The sequence below is a fragment of the Mesorhizobium sp. M4B.F.Ca.ET.203.01.1.1 genome (genome assembly GCF_004791025.1).
GTDB classification, from domain to species: domain Bacteria; phylum Pseudomonadota; class Alphaproteobacteria; order Rhizobiales; family Rhizobiaceae; genus Mesorhizobium; species Mesorhizobium abyssinicae.
Window position 1 is genome coordinate 85,356 of sequence record NZ_SRUO01000020.1, and the last position, 14,132, is coordinate 99,487.

At 65.6% G+C, this 14,132-nt stretch carries 16 protein-coding genes; 7 read left to right on the top strand and 9 right to left on the bottom strand.

Annotation, left to right across the window (positions count from 1 at the left end):
• The first annotated feature begins 93 nt into the window (after positions 1–93).
• Positions 94–987, top strand: coding sequence for a DMT family transporter (locus EN846_RS29420; RefSeq protein WP_127285941.1), 894 nt, complete (start codon positions 94–96; stop codon positions 985–987).
• A 15-nt stretch (positions 988–1,002) separates the two neighbouring features.
• Here the strand turns inward: EN846_RS29420 and EN846_RS29425 are convergent, their stop codons facing one another.
• The 3 genes from EN846_RS29425 to EN846_RS29435 are packed head-to-tail and all read right to left on the bottom strand — an operon-like array spanning position 1,003 to position 3,432.
• On the bottom strand, positions 1,003–2,043 hold the full coding sequence (locus EN846_RS29425) for a zinc-dependent alcohol dehydrogenase family protein (RefSeq protein WP_127393294.1): 1,041 nt from the start codon (positions 2,041–2,043) through the stop codon (positions 1,003–1,005).
• 35 nt (positions 2,044–2,078) lie between these two features.
• The gene (gene maiA / locus EN846_RS29430) at positions 2,079–2,729 is read right to left on the bottom strand and encodes a maleylacetoacetate isomerase (protein WP_127393293.1); all 651 of its coding nucleotides are present in this window, start codon (positions 2,727–2,729) and stop codon (positions 2,079–2,081) included.
• 4 nt (positions 2,730–2,733) lie between these two features.
• Entirely contained in the window at positions 2,734–3,432 is a 699-nt protein-coding gene (locus EN846_RS29435) for a fumarylacetoacetate hydrolase family protein (protein ID WP_127393292.1), read from the bottom strand.
• Positions 3,433–3,501: 69 nt separating this feature from the next.
• Between EN846_RS29435 and EN846_RS29440 the strand changes: the two genes are divergently transcribed.
• Together EN846_RS29440 and EN846_RS29445 are read left to right on the top strand one after the other, a co-directional pair.
• Complete coding sequence (locus EN846_RS29440) at positions 3,502–3,747, top strand: hypothetical protein (RefSeq protein ID WP_127393291.1); 246 nt, start codon at positions 3,502–3,504, stop codon at positions 3,745–3,747.
• A 12-nt stretch (positions 3,748–3,759) separates the two neighbouring features.
• On the top strand, positions 3,760–4,443 hold the full coding sequence (locus EN846_RS29445; RefSeq protein ID WP_127393290.1) for a response regulator transcription factor: 684 nt from the start codon (positions 3,760–3,762) through the stop codon (positions 4,441–4,443).
• Between the two features lie 3 nt (positions 4,444–4,446).
• Here EN846_RS29445 and EN846_RS29450 read toward each other — a convergent pair whose 3' ends face one another.
• Positions 4,447–5,790 (bottom strand): hybrid sensor histidine kinase/response regulator, encoded by a 1,344-nt coding sequence (locus EN846_RS29450; RefSeq protein WP_127285949.1) that lies wholly within the window; start codon positions 5,788–5,790, stop codon positions 4,447–4,449.
• Between the two features lie 12 nt (positions 5,791–5,802).
• Complete coding sequence (locus tag EN846_RS29455; protein WP_245493292.1) at positions 5,803–7,038, bottom strand: FIST signal transduction protein; 1,236 nt, start codon at positions 7,036–7,038, stop codon at positions 5,803–5,805.
• A 216-nt stretch (positions 7,039–7,254) separates the two neighbouring features.
• Between EN846_RS29455 and EN846_RS29460 the strand changes: the two genes are divergently transcribed.
• From EN846_RS29460 to EN846_RS29470, 3 genes are all read left to right on the top strand, one after another.
• A complete protein-coding gene (locus tag EN846_RS29460; protein ID WP_127285950.1) occupies positions 7,255–7,755 on the top strand; it encodes a (2Fe-2S)-binding protein in 501 nt (166 codons plus the stop codon).
• A gap of 101 nt (positions 7,756–7,856) precedes the next feature.
• Positions 7,857–10,208: a xanthine dehydrogenase family protein molybdopterin-binding subunit gene (locus EN846_RS29465; protein WP_127393492.1), complete on the top strand. Its 2,352-nt coding sequence runs from the start codon at positions 7,857–7,859 to the stop codon at positions 10,206–10,208.
• A gap of 14 nt (positions 10,209–10,222) precedes the next feature.
• Entirely contained in the window at positions 10,223–11,017 is a 795-nt protein-coding gene (locus tag EN846_RS29470) for a xanthine dehydrogenase family protein subunit M (protein WP_127393493.1), read from the top strand.
• A 63-nt stretch (positions 11,018–11,080) separates the two neighbouring features.
• Here EN846_RS29470 and EN846_RS29475 read toward each other — a convergent pair whose 3' ends face one another.
• The 3 genes from EN846_RS29475 to EN846_RS29485 form a co-directional block, all read right to left on the bottom strand.
• Positions 11,081–11,569 carry an SRPBCC family protein gene (locus EN846_RS29475; RefSeq protein WP_128346103.1) on the bottom strand — a complete coding sequence of 163 codons (489 nt, stop codon included), beginning with the start codon at positions 11,567–11,569 and terminating at the stop codon, positions 11,081–11,083.
• 76 nt (positions 11,570–11,645) lie between these two features.
• Complete coding sequence (locus tag EN846_RS29480; RefSeq protein ID WP_127392902.1) at positions 11,646–12,140, bottom strand: GNAT family N-acetyltransferase; 495 nt, start codon at positions 12,138–12,140, stop codon at positions 11,646–11,648.
• A gap of 16 nt (positions 12,141–12,156) precedes the next feature.
• Positions 12,157–12,915 carry a copper homeostasis protein CutC gene (locus EN846_RS29485; RefSeq protein WP_128346102.1) on the bottom strand — a complete coding sequence of 253 codons (759 nt, stop codon included), beginning with the start codon at positions 12,913–12,915 and terminating at the stop codon, positions 12,157–12,159.
• A gap of 303 nt (positions 12,916–13,218) precedes the next feature.
• Between EN846_RS29485 and EN846_RS29490 the strand changes: the two genes are divergently transcribed.
• A complete protein-coding gene (locus tag EN846_RS29490; RefSeq protein ID WP_127285359.1) occupies positions 13,219–13,674 on the top strand; it encodes a carboxymuconolactone decarboxylase family protein in 456 nt (151 codons plus the stop codon).
• Between the two features lie 6 nt (positions 13,675–13,680).
• Here the strand turns inward: EN846_RS29490 and EN846_RS29495 are convergent, their stop codons facing one another.
• On the bottom strand, positions 13,681–14,112 hold the full coding sequence (locus tag EN846_RS29495; RefSeq protein ID WP_127392900.1) for a cupin domain-containing protein: 432 nt from the start codon (positions 14,110–14,112) through the stop codon (positions 13,681–13,683).
• Between the last annotated feature and the right edge of the window lie 20 nt (positions 14,113–14,132).

A 14,132-nucleotide genomic window follows, 5' to 3' on the forward strand; every position in this document is an offset into this window, starting at 1 on the left:
TTGACCATTACAGTTTTGCCGAATTGTACCGCATTGTCTCTGGCTGCACCATAGGGGTCTGCGCGATACAGGGCGAAAGAAATGGAGCCTGGAATGGACAAGACCGCGAGCGGCTGGGTGAACGGATTCGTCGGGGTGTTGATCTTCAGCGGCTCGCTGCCGGCGACGCGCGTGGCGGTGGCGGATTTCGATCCGACCTTCCTGACTTCGGCCCGCGCGGCGATTGCCGGACTGCTCGGCCTGGCGATGCTCATCCTGTTCCGGCAGAAACGGCCGGAGCGCGGGGATCTGCTGTCGCTGGCGATCGTTGCGCTGGGCGTGGTCGTCGGCTTCCCCTTGCTGACGGCGCTGGCGCTCAAGCACGTCACCTCGGCCCATTCCATCATCTTCGTCGGTCTGCTGCCGCTGGCGACGGCGATCTTCGGCGTGCTGCGTGGCGGCGAGCGTCCACGCCCGGCCTTCTGGCTGTTCTCCTGCCTCGGCAGTGCGCTCGTCGCGGGCTTTGCCCTGATGCAAGGCGGGACGGCGTCACCAATTGGCGACGGCCTGATGCTGGCCGCCATTATCGTCTGTGGACTGGGTTATGCGGAAGGGGCCGCGCTGTCGCGCCGGCTCGGCGGTTGGCAGGTGATCTGCTGGGCGCTGGCGATCTCGCTGCCGATCATGCTGGTGCTGACCTTTGCAACGCTGCCCCCGTCCTTCGTCGGCATCGGCTCCGGCGCCTGGGCCGGCCTCGCCTATGTCTCGCTGTTCAGCATGCTGATCGGCTTCGTGTTCTGGTATCGCGGCCTGGCCCAAGGCGGCATCGCCGCCGTCGGCCAGCTGCAGCTTTTGCAGCCCTTCTTCGGCCTGGCGCTGGCGGCGAGCCTGCTGCACGAGCAGGTCAGCCCGCTGATGATCGCCGTCACCGTCGCCGTGGTGCTTTGCGTCGTCGGCGCCAAGAGATTCGCCAAGCAGGAGTTGCCGAGACCCGCGGCTTCGGCGTGACGCCGGCATCCGCTCCTAGAACTTCGTCACTACGCCGATGCCGATGCCCTCGAAGCCGCCCATCGCCATCAAGGCCGCAGGCGCATCCTCGAGGCTGATCTTCTTGCCGACCAGAAGTTCCGGCTTCAGCTTGCCGGTGCGGATCATTTCCATCATCGCCGGATAGCGGTAGGCCTGCATGCCGTGGCTGCCGAATATCTCGAGCTCGAAGGCGATCACCTTGTCCATCGGCACCTGCGGCTTGGCATGCTCGGCCAGCATCAGGCCGACCTGAACGTGGCGGCCGCGGCGGCGCAGATTGGCGATCGAATTGAACGAGGTGGTCGGGTGGCCGAGCGCGTCCATCGACATATGCGCGCCGCCATTGGTGATCTGCTTGACCGCCTTGACCACGTTGGGGGTGTTCGAGGCGTTGATCGTCGCCACGGCGCCGATCTTCCTTGCGAAGTCCAGCTTCTCGTCGGTGAGGTCGATGGCGATGACGTTAGCGCCCATCGAGCTGGCGATCATAATCGCCGACAGGCCGACGCCGCCGCAGCCATGCACGGCCACCCATTCGCCCGGCTTCACCCGGCCCTGGTCGACGATGGCGCGGAAGGAGGTGACGAAGCGGCAGCCGAGGCTGGCGGCGGTGGCGAAGTCCATCTCGTCCGGCAGGCGCACCAGGTTAGTGTCGGCATGGTCGATGGCGACATATTCGGCGAACGAGCCCCAGCCGGTGAAGCCGGGCTGCGTCTGGTGCTCGCAAACCTGGTGGTTGCCCGAGGTGCATTCGAAGCAGCGGCCGCAGCCAATGGCGAACGGCACGGTGACGCGGTCGCCGGCCTTCCAGCGGGTCACCCGCTTGCCTGCGGCGACGACGATGCCGGCGAGTTCGTGGCCGGGCACATGCGGCAGCGTGATGCCGTCATCATGGCCCATCCAGCCATGCCAGTCGCTGCGGCAAAGCCCGGTCGCCTCGACCTTGATGACGACGCCTTCCGGCGCCGGCTTCGGGTCGGGGACGGTCTGGATCGTCGGCGCCTCGCCGAACTTCTCGAAGACGACGGCTTTCATCGGCAACTCCTCATGCTCTACCCGGAATTGTGCGGCTACTCCGCGTCTACCTGATTCTCCGGCGCCGCCTTGCGGAAAGCCGGCAGCGCCATGCAGGCGGCGTGGATGCGCGAGATCACCGGATAGGGCGCCATGTCGACGCCGAAACGGGCGTTGTTGGTGACCTGGGCGGCGAGACAGATGTCGGCAAGGCCGGGCGTGTCTCCGTGACAGAAGGTGCCGGTCTCGGGCGATGAAGCGAGAATCGTCTCAAGCGGCTGGAACCCTTCGTTCACCCAGTGCCGGAACCAGTTGACGACATCCTGGTCGCTGGCGCCGAACAGCGTGCGGAGCGAGGTGAGCACGCGCAGATTGTTCACCGGATGGATGTCGCAGGCGATCATCTGCGCCAGCATCCTGACGCGCGCCCGGCCGAGCGCGTCCTTCGGCAGAAGCGGCGGCTCGGGCACGGTCTCGTCGAGATATTCGATGATCGCCAGCGACTGCGTCAAAAGCCGGCCGTCGCCGAGAACCAGCGCCGGCACCAGCCCTTGCGGATTGACCGCGCGGTAGGCGGCTTCGAGGTGCTCGCCATGGCGCAGATGATGCGGCACGTAGTCGTAGCTGAGGCCCTTCATCTCCAGCGCGATGCGCACCCGGTAGGAGGTGGAGGAGCGGTAGTAATTGTGGAGGATCAGGTCGCTCATCGCATCACGCTGCCGGCTGGCCGATGGTGATTTCGATGGCGCCGATGCCGTCGACGCCGCCGGTCATCGTTTCGCCCGGCCCGACCGCGCCGACGCCGGCTGGCGTGCCGGTGAAGATCAGGTCGCCCGGTTCCACTTCGACCGCCTCGCTGCAGATCGAGACGATGTCTGCGAGCGGCCAGATCAGCTCGGCAAGGTCGGCATCCTGCCGGACCTTGCCGTCGACGGCGAGCCAGATGCGGCCCTTCGCGGGGTGGCCGGACTTCTGCGCCGGGACCAGCGCGCCGCACGGGGCGGAACGGTCGAAGGCCTTCGACCAGTCCCAGGGCCGCGCCGCCTTCTTGGCCTGGTCCTGCAGGTCGCGCCGGGTGAGGTCGATGCCGACGGCATAGCCCCAGACATGAGCAAGCGCCTCGTCGCGGGGAATGCGGAAGCCCGCCTTGCCGATCGCCGCGACCAGCTCGATCTCGTGATGCAGGTTCGCGGTCAGTGGCGGGTAGGGGATGGTGGCGCCGCTGTCGACCACCGCGTCGGCCGGCTTGGTGAAGAAGAAGGGCGGATCGCGCTCGTCATTGCCGAGTTCCCTTGCATGCGCCGCATAGTTGCGCCCGACGCAGAAGATGCGGCGCACCGCGAAGCGTTCGTGCGAGCCCGCGACGGCAACGGACGGGGTCGCGGGCAAAGGAAGGACGAATTCCGTCATGCGTTTCTCTCAATCGTATCTCTGGTCGGCACATTCGGCCGATTTGCGCGACCCGGCAAGGGATGCGCGATGGCAAGGCGCTGGTCATACCGGCGCTTGCCGGCTGAATTTCAGCGGAACAAGGCCGGGCCGACGTTCAAAAAACCGTCGCGGCCAAAAGAAACAGCGCTGTGGGCCATTCGGCGGCATGTCGTTTACTTTCGTTTCCGGTTATGGCGTCACCTGGGCACTGCAATCGACGGCAAGAATGGCGATGTATTGTTTGCCAATAATCTGGCCATGGTTGCGGGATTATCCTATTCTGGGCGCAAGTGAAGCGACCTCATCATGACCGCAGTCAACGATCGCGCCCGGTTTCTGATCATCGACGACCATCCGCTGTTCCGCGAGGCGCTGCACAGCGCCGTGCAGATGGCCTATCCGGACGTCGATACGGTCGAGGCGCGCTCGATCGCCGAGGCGCTCGACCTGCTGGCCGGCCCGAAGCCGTTCGACCTCGCGCTGCTCGACCTCAGCATGCCCGACGTGCATGGCTTCGACGGGCTGCTGCAGCTCAGGACCCGCCATCCGCGCCTGCCTGTGGTGATCGTCTCCGGCTATGAGGAGCCGCGCATCATTTCCGAGGCGCTGTCCTACGGCGCGGCCGGCTTCATCCCGAAATCGGCGCGCAAGAGCGACCTCGCCGGCGCCATCCGCTCGGTGATGGACGGCGCGATCTATGTGCCGGAGACCTACGAGATCCAGCCGCCCGATGCCGACAGCATCGACCGCGCCGATATGGTGCAGCGCCTGGCGCGGCTGACGCCGCAGCAACTGAGGGTGCTGCAGATGCTGCGCCAGGGCATGCTCAACAAGCAGATCGCCTATGAGCTGCAGGTCGGCGAGACTACGGTGAAGGCGCATGTCTCCGAAATCCTTCGCAAGCTCAACGTCTACAGCCGCACACAAGCGGTGATCGAGGTGTCGAAGCTGGATAATGCGGAGCTGTTTCGGGATCAGGCGGGGTTTTGAAATTCAAGCCAGCAGATGCGCCAGCAGCGCCCGCAGTTGCGCCGGCTTCAGCGGTTTGCGCATCAGTTCGATGCCGTCGGCGCGGGCGGCCTTGGCGACGACGTCCGACCCGTCGGCGGTAACGATCAGCGCCGGCACCGGGCGGCCGAGATAGTCGCGGACTTCGGCGATGGTCGCGGTGCCGAGGTCGCCGCCGTCGAGATGCTGGTCGGCAATGACGATGTCTGGCACCCAGTCGGTGTCGCCAAGCATATCCAGCGCATCGTCGGTCGAGGTCGCGGCGCGCACCTGGCATTGCCAGCGCTCGAGCAGGAAGGTCATCGCCTGCAGTACGTCGGCATCGTTTTCGACCAGCAGCACCTTGGTGCCGAACAGGCCGTAGCCGCGCGGCCGCTCCAGATCGGCGGTGCTGGCGGTCGTATCGGCCGCGGCGCCGATGCCGACCGGAACGTCGATGTGGAAGATGGTGCCGCGGCCGAGCTTCGACGAGAACGTCACCGGATGGCCAAGGGCGGCGGCCATGCGGCGCACGATGGCGAGGCCCAGTCCCAGCCCGCCGCCGGACAGCCCGGTGTCGGTGAGCGCCGTGCTGCCGCGGTGGAATTCCTCGAACACCGCCTCGCGCTGGTCGTCGGCAATGCCGCAGCCAGTGTCGGCGACATCGATGCGGATAATATCGCCGCGATGCCTGGTGCCGACCAACACGCCGCCGGAGCGGGTGTAGCGCAGCGCGTTGGACAGGATGTTCTGCAGGATGCGGCGCAGCAGCGTGCGGTCGGAGCGCACCAGCGCGTTCACCGGCCGGAACTTTAGCGTCAGCCCTTTCAGCTCGGCCACCGGCAGGAAGTCCGAACGCAGCGAGGAGAACAGCGCCTCCAAGCTGACATCGCCGATCTCGGGCTGCACAACGCCGGCGTCGAGCTTGGAGATGTCGAGCAGCGTGCGCAGCAGGTCCTCCATCGTCTCCAGCGAACGCTCGACCTGGCGCACCAGCTTCTTGCCTTCCTCGCTGGTCTGCACCTCGGCCAGCGCCGAGACGGAGAGGTGGGCGGCGTTCAGCGGCTGCAGCACGTCGTGGCTGGCGGCCGCCAGGAACCTGGTCTTGGAAAGGTTCGCCAGTTCGGCGGTTTCCTTGGCGGCGATCAGGTCGATGTTGGTCTGCTCGAGCCGGCGCAGGGTCGAATGCAGTTCGTCGGTGCGCGTGCGCACCCGGTTCTCCAGCGAGATCGCGGTCTGGAACAGCGAGAAGGCATTGCCCTGCTGGTCCATCGAGCGCTCGACGCGGCTGACGAGGGCGGCGTTGATCTTCTTCAGCTTTTCGAGGTCGTTGATGTCCCGGAGCGGCATGGGCGGCCCGCGCTATTCGGCCGCCAGGCGATCGCCGAAGGCGATGCCGGTGAAGGTCTGGTTGAGATGCATCGAGCGATACTGTTCGCCATAGGTGCCGAAGCCGATGACGTTGTTGACCCGGTAGAGCTCCGAAATATCCCGGAACACCTGGCGGTTGCGCGCGTCGAGCCGCCGCAGCACGCAATCGAAACCGAGGATCATATCGATGCCGCCCAGCCGCTCCCTGACATCGCTGAGCGCGGCGCGTGTCGCCTCGACCATGTTCTTCGGCTGGGCGATCGAGAGCACGACGCCGTCGTCGATGGCGCAGAAGAAGGAGAGAGAGCCGTCGGCATGCATCCTCTGGATCGAGCGGCAGTAATATTCGCCGCCCACCTTCACCACCACCGGATGCGAGGCAAAGCTCAGCGGCGTCAGCGTATGCGGCAGGATCCCGACCGAGGCGGCATATTCCTCGGCGGCGTTGACGGCGTTGAATTCGCGCACGATGCGGTGATCGGGATCGGAAGCGGTCACCACCAGCTTCTCGTCGGTGGGAATGAAATTGTCGGTCTTGAAGACGTGGAAGGGGATTTCGGTGGCGATCAGCATGATGATGGCGCTGTCGGAGGCGACCTTGCCATTCGAGATCAGCGTGGTGGTCTCGAATTTGAGGTCGTCGCCGGCCGAGCCGCCGATCAGCGGAATGTCATCCAGCCCCCAATGGATGGCCGACGTCACGGCCTCCTCGGCATAGGACAGCCCGTCGATGAAGCACAGCGCGAAGGTATCCTTGGCCCGTCCATGTCCGACGCGGCCGCGCAGCGAGCGCCTGAGCGCCGCGACCTCGCCGGTGATCCTGTCCATGCCCGACGAGGAGAGATTGTCGACCATGATGCTGGCCGTGGCGAACGAGGCGGACGGCAGGAGCAGGGCAAGGATGTGGCCGTCCTCGAGCCCCTGCGGCGTGATTTCGCCGGCGGTCGAGCAGCCGGCATAGGCAAGCGCCGGCGCGTGCTCGGTCAGCGCTTGCGACAGCGCCGCCGCATCGACCAGACTTTGGGAGAAGAACAGCAGCGCGAAACCAGCGTCGATCGCCGCCGCTTCCGCCGCGATTGCCCGGGCGAAGGCATTGGCGTCGGGCGCATCCGTGGTGAGCGCCGAGAGGCCGCATGCATAGCGCGTCCGCGAACTGGCCAGCTGCCTTCTCCTGCATTTCCTCCGACGTTGTCTTGTGCGCGTCGGGCGAGCGGCGTCGAAAGGCATTGTTGTCTTCACGGCGGCGCTTTGGCAATGGTCCGCCCCCATCCGGCGTGACCGAAAGTACAATATGCGACTTTTCGGGCGAACTGCATTCTCGCCCCGTGGAGGGCCCAAGCTATTTTTTCCCGCTTTTTGTGCGGCACGTGAACGGGCGAACAGCCAGGCGCCGGGAGGAAAACGGCGCCAGGACGACCAAGGTAAAATACCCAGGGAGGTTTCATGTCGGACATATCGTTGACGGTGAACGGCAGGCGCGTCAGTGGCGCCGCCGAGGACCGTACGCTTCTGGTTCACTTCTTGCGGGAGAATCTCGGCCTGACCGGGACGCATGTCGGCTGCGACACCTCGCAATGCGGCGCTTGCGTCGTGCACGTCGACGGCAAGGCGGTGAAGTCCTGCACGATGCTGGCGGCGCAGGCCTCAGGGTCCAGCGTGGTGACCATCGAAGGCCTCGCCAACGGCGCCGACCTGCATCCGGTGCAGGCCGCGTTCAAGGAGCATCACGGGCTGCAATGCGGCTTCTGCACGCCGGGCATGATCATGACGGCGACAGACATGATCGCGCGTCATCCTGAAGGCCTCGACGAGGCGACGGTGCGGGCCGAGCTCGAAGGCAATATCTGCCGCTGCACCGGCTACCACAACATCGTGAAGGCGATCCTCGCCGCCTCGAAGGCGATGGCGAAGGGGTCGAAGGGCAAGACGAAACGGGCTGCTTGATAGGGGAGTAAGGGAATAGGGGAGTAAGCCAATTGGCTCTTAATTCCCTACTCCCTTACTTCCCTACTGACCTATTCCCCTAAATTCCGGAGGAATTTCATATGGGCATTGAAGGTGTTGGCGCCCGCGTGGCGCGCAAGGAGGACAAGCGGTTCATCACCGGCGCCGGCCGCTATGTCGACGACATGGTGGTTCCCGGCATGAAGCATGCAGCGTTCGTGCGCAGCCCGCACGCGCATGCGCAGATCAGGAAGATCGACGTCAAGAAGGCGCAGGCCATGCCTGGCGTCATCGGTGTGCTGACCGGCAAGGAACTCAAGGCCGACGGCATCGGCAACCTGATCTGCGGCTGGATGATCCATTCCAAGGACGGCTCGCCGATGAAGATGGGCGCATGGTCGCCGCTGGCCGTCGACAAGGTCCGCTATGTCGGCGACGCGGTCGTAATCGTGGTTGCCGAAACCAAGGGCCAGGCGCGCGACGCAGCCGAGGCTGTCGAGATCACCTACAAGGAACTGAAGGCGGTGGTCGACGCGACCAAGGCGCTGGAGAAGGGCGCGCCGCAGATCCATGCCGAAGCCGAGAACAACCTGATCTTCGACTGGGAGATCGGCGACGCCAAGGCGGTCGACGCGGCGATCAAGGGCGCGGCGCACGTCACCCGGATGAAGATCGTCAACAACCGGCTGGTGCCCAACGCGATGGAGCCCAGGGCAGCGCTTGGCCACTACGACAAGGCAGAGGATCATTACACCTGCTGGACGACATCGCAGAACCCGCATGTCGCGCGGCTGGTGATGAGCGCCTTCTACAACATCGCGCCGGAGAACAAGCTGCGCGTCATCGCGCCTGATGTCGGCGGCGGTTTCGGCTCGAAGATCTACATCTATCCGGAAGAGATCGTCTGCCTGTGGGCCTCGAAGAAGACCGGCGTGCCGGTGAAATGGGTCGCCGACCGCACCGAGAGCTTCCTCTCGGACGCGCATGGCCGCGACCATGTCTCGACGGTGGAGATGGCCTTCGACAGGAACAACCGGATCACCGGGCTGAAGGTCGACACGATCGCCAATCTCGGCGCCTACATGTCGCTGTTCTCGTCCTGCGTGCCGACCTATCTCTACGCCACGCTGCTGTCGGGCCAATACGACATGCCGGCGATCCACGCCAACGTTCGTACCGTCTACACCAACACCGCGCCCGTCGATGCCTATCGCGGGGCAGGGCGGCCGGAAGCGACCTATCTGCTGGAGCGCACGATGGAGACCGCCGCGCGCGAGCTCGGCGTATCGCCGGCGGAGCTTCGGCGGACGAACTTCATCAAGTCGTTCCCGCACCAGACGCCGGTCATCATGAACTATGACGCCGGCGACTATGGCGCCTCGCTCGACGCGGCGATGAAGGCATCGGACTATGCCGGCTTTGCCAAGCGCAAGGCCGCCGCCTCAAAGCAAGGCAAGCTGCGCGGCATCGGCATGAGCTGCTACATCGAGGCCTGCGGCATCGCGCCGTCGGCGGCGGTCGGCTCGCTTGGCGCCGGCGTCGGCCTTTGGGAATCGGCCGAGGTACGCGTCAACGCCGTCGGCACGATCGAGGTGCTGACCGGTTCGCACAGCCATGGCCAGGGCCACGAGACGACCTTCGCGCAACTGGTCAACCAGCGCTTCGGCGTGCCGATCGACAGCGTGTCGATCGTGCATGGCGACACCGACAAGGTGCAGATGGGCATGGGCACCTACGGCTCGCGCTCGGGCGCGGTCGGTATGTCGGCGATCTCCAAAGCGCTCGACAAGGTCGAGGCCAAGGCCAAGAAGATCGCCGCGCATCTGCTCGAGGCCGACGAGAGCGACATCGTCATCGAGAACGGCGCGCTGAAGGTTGCCGGCACCGACAAGAACGTGCCGTGGTTCCAGATGGCTCTGGCGGCCTACACCGCCCACAATCTGCCGGCCGGCATGGAGCCGGGCCTGAAGGAGACGGCGTTCTACGATCCGGCCAACTTCACCTTCCCGGCCGGCTGCTACATCTGCGAGGTCGAGATCGATCCGGAGACCGGCTCGACCGAGATCATCCAGTTCGTGGCCGCCGACGATTTCGGCAACATCATCAACCCGATGATCGTCGAGGGGCAGGTGCATGGCGGCATCGCCCAGGGCGTCGGCCAGGCGCTGCTGGAAGGCGCCTATTACGACGCCAGCGGCCAATTGCTGACGGCGAGCTACATGGATTATACGATGCCTCGCGCGGGCGACCTGCCGTCGTTCAAGGTCTCGACCTCGAACACGCCATGCCCGAGCAATCCGCTCGGCATCAAGGGCTGCGGCGAGGCCGGCGCCATCGGTTCGCCGCCGGCGGTGATCAACGCCATCACCGATGCCATCGGCATTGCCGACATCGCCATGCCGGCATCGCCGTCCACGGTGTGGACCGCGATCCGCGCGAAGACCAAGCACTGAGGGAGGGAGCAAGCATGTATTCGGTCAACTACCACCGTGCCGCCTCGGTTGCCGAGGCCGCCAAGCTTTTGAAAAGCGGCGAAGCGAAGCTCCTGTCGGGCGGCATGACGCTGATCCCCGCCATGAAGACGCGGCTGGCCGCGCCCTCGGACCTCGTCGACGTGTCCCGGCTGAAGGAACTGCAAGGCGTCAAGGTGTCGGGCAAGACGGTGACCATCGGCGCCGCCACCACGCACCACGACGTCGCGAATGACCAGAAGCTGAGGAAGGCCTGTCCGGCGCTCGCCCATATGGCATCGCTGATCGGCGACCCGGCGGTGCGCCACAAGGGCACGATCGGCGGGTCGATCGCCAACAACGATCCAGCCGCCGACTATCCGGCGGCACTGCTGGCGCTGGGGGCAACGATCGTCACCAACAAGCGCGAGATATCAGCCGACAAGTTCTTCAAGGGCCTGTTCGAGACGGCGCTGAAGGATGGCGAGATCATCACGGCCGTCAGCTTCACCGCGCCGGCCAAGGCGGCCTACGAAAAGTTCCGCAATCCGGCGTCGCGCTATGCGATCGTCGGCGTGTTCGTCACCAAGGGCAAGGACGGGGTCCGCGCCGCCGTGACCGGCGCCGGCGACGATGGCGTCTTTCGCTCTAAGGAGATCGAGGCGGCGTTGGCGAAAAATTTCGCGGCGTCGGCCCTCGATGGCGTGAAGGTGCCGGCGAAGAACCTGATGAGCGACATCCACGCCTCGGCGGATTACCGGGCCAATCTGATCGCGGTCATGGCCAAGCGTGCAGTCGCCGCCGCCGGCTGACGCTTGCAGTTCGCATGAAGAGAGAAGGGGCCGTTATGGCCCCTTTTTTTCGCGGCCGCCTGATCAGGCCGCCTGGCGATTTTTCCGTTCGGACAGGTAACGGCGCAGGCCGGCTTCGCCGCGCGGCGTCGTCCAGCGGTGGTTCCAGGCAAAGGCCTGCCTGAGCAGCGGCGCCAGAAACTTCAGGATCGGCCTCAGCACCGTGACCTGCCAGATCAGGTTGACCCGGGTGCCATTTGCCGATGGCGACAGTTCCGCCCGCCACAGGCCGTCGAAATCGCCGAAGGTCTTGACCACCACGAGCCGGCCGGGTTCGAGTTCGGCCGCCTCGATGATGAAGTTCAGTTCGTAGGGCAGGGCGCCGCGCGCCCGGGCCTTTGCCCGCGAGCCGACCACGCCCTTGCCCTTCTTGTCGAGCGGCACGACCTGCTTGTAGACGTCGCCCCACCAGAGCGGGAGCAATTCGGCGTCGGAGAGCACATCCCAGACCTCTTGCGGCGTCGCCTCTGGAATGTCCCAGCTCTCGTCGAAGCGGAAGACGTTGCTCGGCATGGCGGTTCGCCCCCGGTGGCGCAGACGGCCACTTTAGCGACGGCTTGTTTGTTGCGCCAGTGCCGCGCGCCGGCGCTCAGGCAAGTTGCCTGAGGTAGTAGCGCACGGCCTTCTTGCCGCCATGGATGACCGCGTCGCCGACCTCGGCGAACCCCAGCGCCGCATGGAAGGCGTCCGAAGCCGGATTGGGCGGATCGGCATTCACCTCGCAGGTGATGATCGCCTGGCCGGAGCGCGCGACGTGCTCGAACAGATCCTCGTAGAGCCGGCGGGCATGGCCACGGCCGCGCGCGGCTGCGGCGACGACGACCCGGTCGACATAGACGAAGCGCTGGTAGCGCTCGCGGAACCAGAGGAAGTTCGGACTGTCGTAGTCGGCGTCCTGGTCGAAGGTCATGATGAAGGCCTCGAGCGCGCCAATGCGGCGCGCATAGAAGGCCTCGCCGAGCAGGAAGGAGAGCCGCTCGGCTTCCAGCCAGGACAGTTCCGCCGCATGCTCGTTGTTGAGCGCGAGGATCGCGGGCTCGTCCCCGGGCGAAACGCGGTCGATCGGCGAGCGTCCTTCGGTCATCGCATCTTCCCCGGGATCAGGCCCTGACGGCCGCGATGGTCGCCGCCACCAATGCCCCGTCGGTCACCGTGGTGCGGTACTCGCGGTCGAGGTCGCTGCCGCCCATGCCGACGCGCGGGTTGCGGTAGTGCATGGCGCTCGGCACATCGGCAAGCGCGGCGAAATGCATTTCCTTCAGCCCGGTCCTGGCGAGCACCTCTGCGATATTGTCGGGATCGAGCCCGCCGCAGCCGAGGATGATGATGCGCTCGCCGGCCTGTTGGACGAGCGCGGCCAGAAGCTCGGCGCCCCCCAGAGCAGTGTCGCGCTGGCCGCTGGTCAGCACGCGGCCGACCCTGCAGCGGACCAGCGCCTCGAGCGCCTCGGCCGGGTCGCGCGTCATGTCGAAGGCGCGATGGCAGGTGACGTTGAGCGGGCCAGCCGCGCGCACCAATTCGCCCATGCGGGCCTCGTCGATGGTGCCGTCGGCATTCAGGCAGCCGACGACGACGCCGGCGACGCCGAGACCGGCCAGCGCGCTGACATCGGCAAGCATCGAGCGGTACTCGGCCTCGCTGTAGAGGAAATCGCCGCCGCGCGGCCTGACGATGACGTGGAACGGAACGGTGGCGAGCTCAAGCGCCGCGCGCACCGTGCCGAGGCTCGGCGTGATGCCGCCTTCGACCAGGCTGGCGCAGAGCTCGACCCGGTCGGCGCCGGCGTCCTGCGCGGCAAGCAGCCCGTCGATGCCTTCGACACAGAGCTCGATCAGGGGTGGCTGAGGATTCTTGCTCAAGGTGCGGTCCGTCCATGATTTTCGGCGACAGCCCTAGCATCGGGTCCGCTGCCGTGAAAGCGGCAATGATCGGTCCAGCAGGCGACGGGCGACCGGCATTCGCCAAGGCGTGCTTGACAATTCAATAACTAGCGAGTTATGAGTTAATTCATAGCCGACGGGTTATTGATCGAGGCAGGCAATGTGGCCCAAAGGCCGTCCAGCCTGCGACGGTGTCGGCGAACCAAAAAAGCCCTGGAGAAACCAGGACCTCCGGATGCTGAGCGCCCGGGGTTTGCGAGAACACGACCGAAGGAGGCCATTGTGCAAGCACGACTGAAGAACCCCGTAATGCTCATCCCCGGCGCGCTGCAGGCGCTGCTGGCGCTGGACAAGTCGACCGAGGCGGCCGACGTGCCTTATGTGACGCGCAAGCTCGTCCACCTGCGCGCCAGCCAGATCAACGGCTGCAGCGTCTGCGTCGACATGCATGCGCGCGAGTTGAAGAAGGCCGGCGAGAAGGACGAGCGCATCTTTGCCGTGTCGGCCTGGCGGCAAACGCCTTATTTCACGGAGCCGGAACGCGCCGCGCTTGCGCTGGCCGAAGCCACGACGCGGCTGAGCGATCGGGCCGACCCGGTGCCGGACCCGATCTGGGACGAAGCCGCCCGGCATTATGACGAAAAGCAACTGGCCGCACTGGTGGTGCAGATCGCCCTGATCAACGCTTTCAACCGCCTCAACGCCGCCACCGAGCAACCTGTCGGCGCATGGGGATGAGGGCGATTACTGGCGCAGCACCGTGTTCTTGGCGCCCTGCTCGACCTGGTCGATGACCAGCAGTTTCACCGGGCCGTCGCCGAGATTGGTGGCCTGGTGCCACTGGCCGATCATCTCGACGATGAAATCGCCGGTCTTGTAGGTATTGCTGTTGCCGGTTTCGACATTCGTCACCTTGAGCGTTCCGGCCTCGACATAGGCGTAGCGGGGAAACGGGTGCTTGTGGACCGGCAAGGTCGCGCCCACGGCGATCTCGAAGCTCGAGACGATGACCTCGACATTCTTCTGCGGCAGCGTGATGGGCTGGCCGGACGCCGTTTGCGTGCGATCGGCGAGCGGCGTCACGACGACAGGGTTTGCGCCGCTGTCCAGAGCGTTGGCGGCGGTTGCGGACAGCGCGACGGTTAGCAGCAGCGCCGATGCCAGGACGATTCGCATGGTTCCTCCTCAGGGTTTGC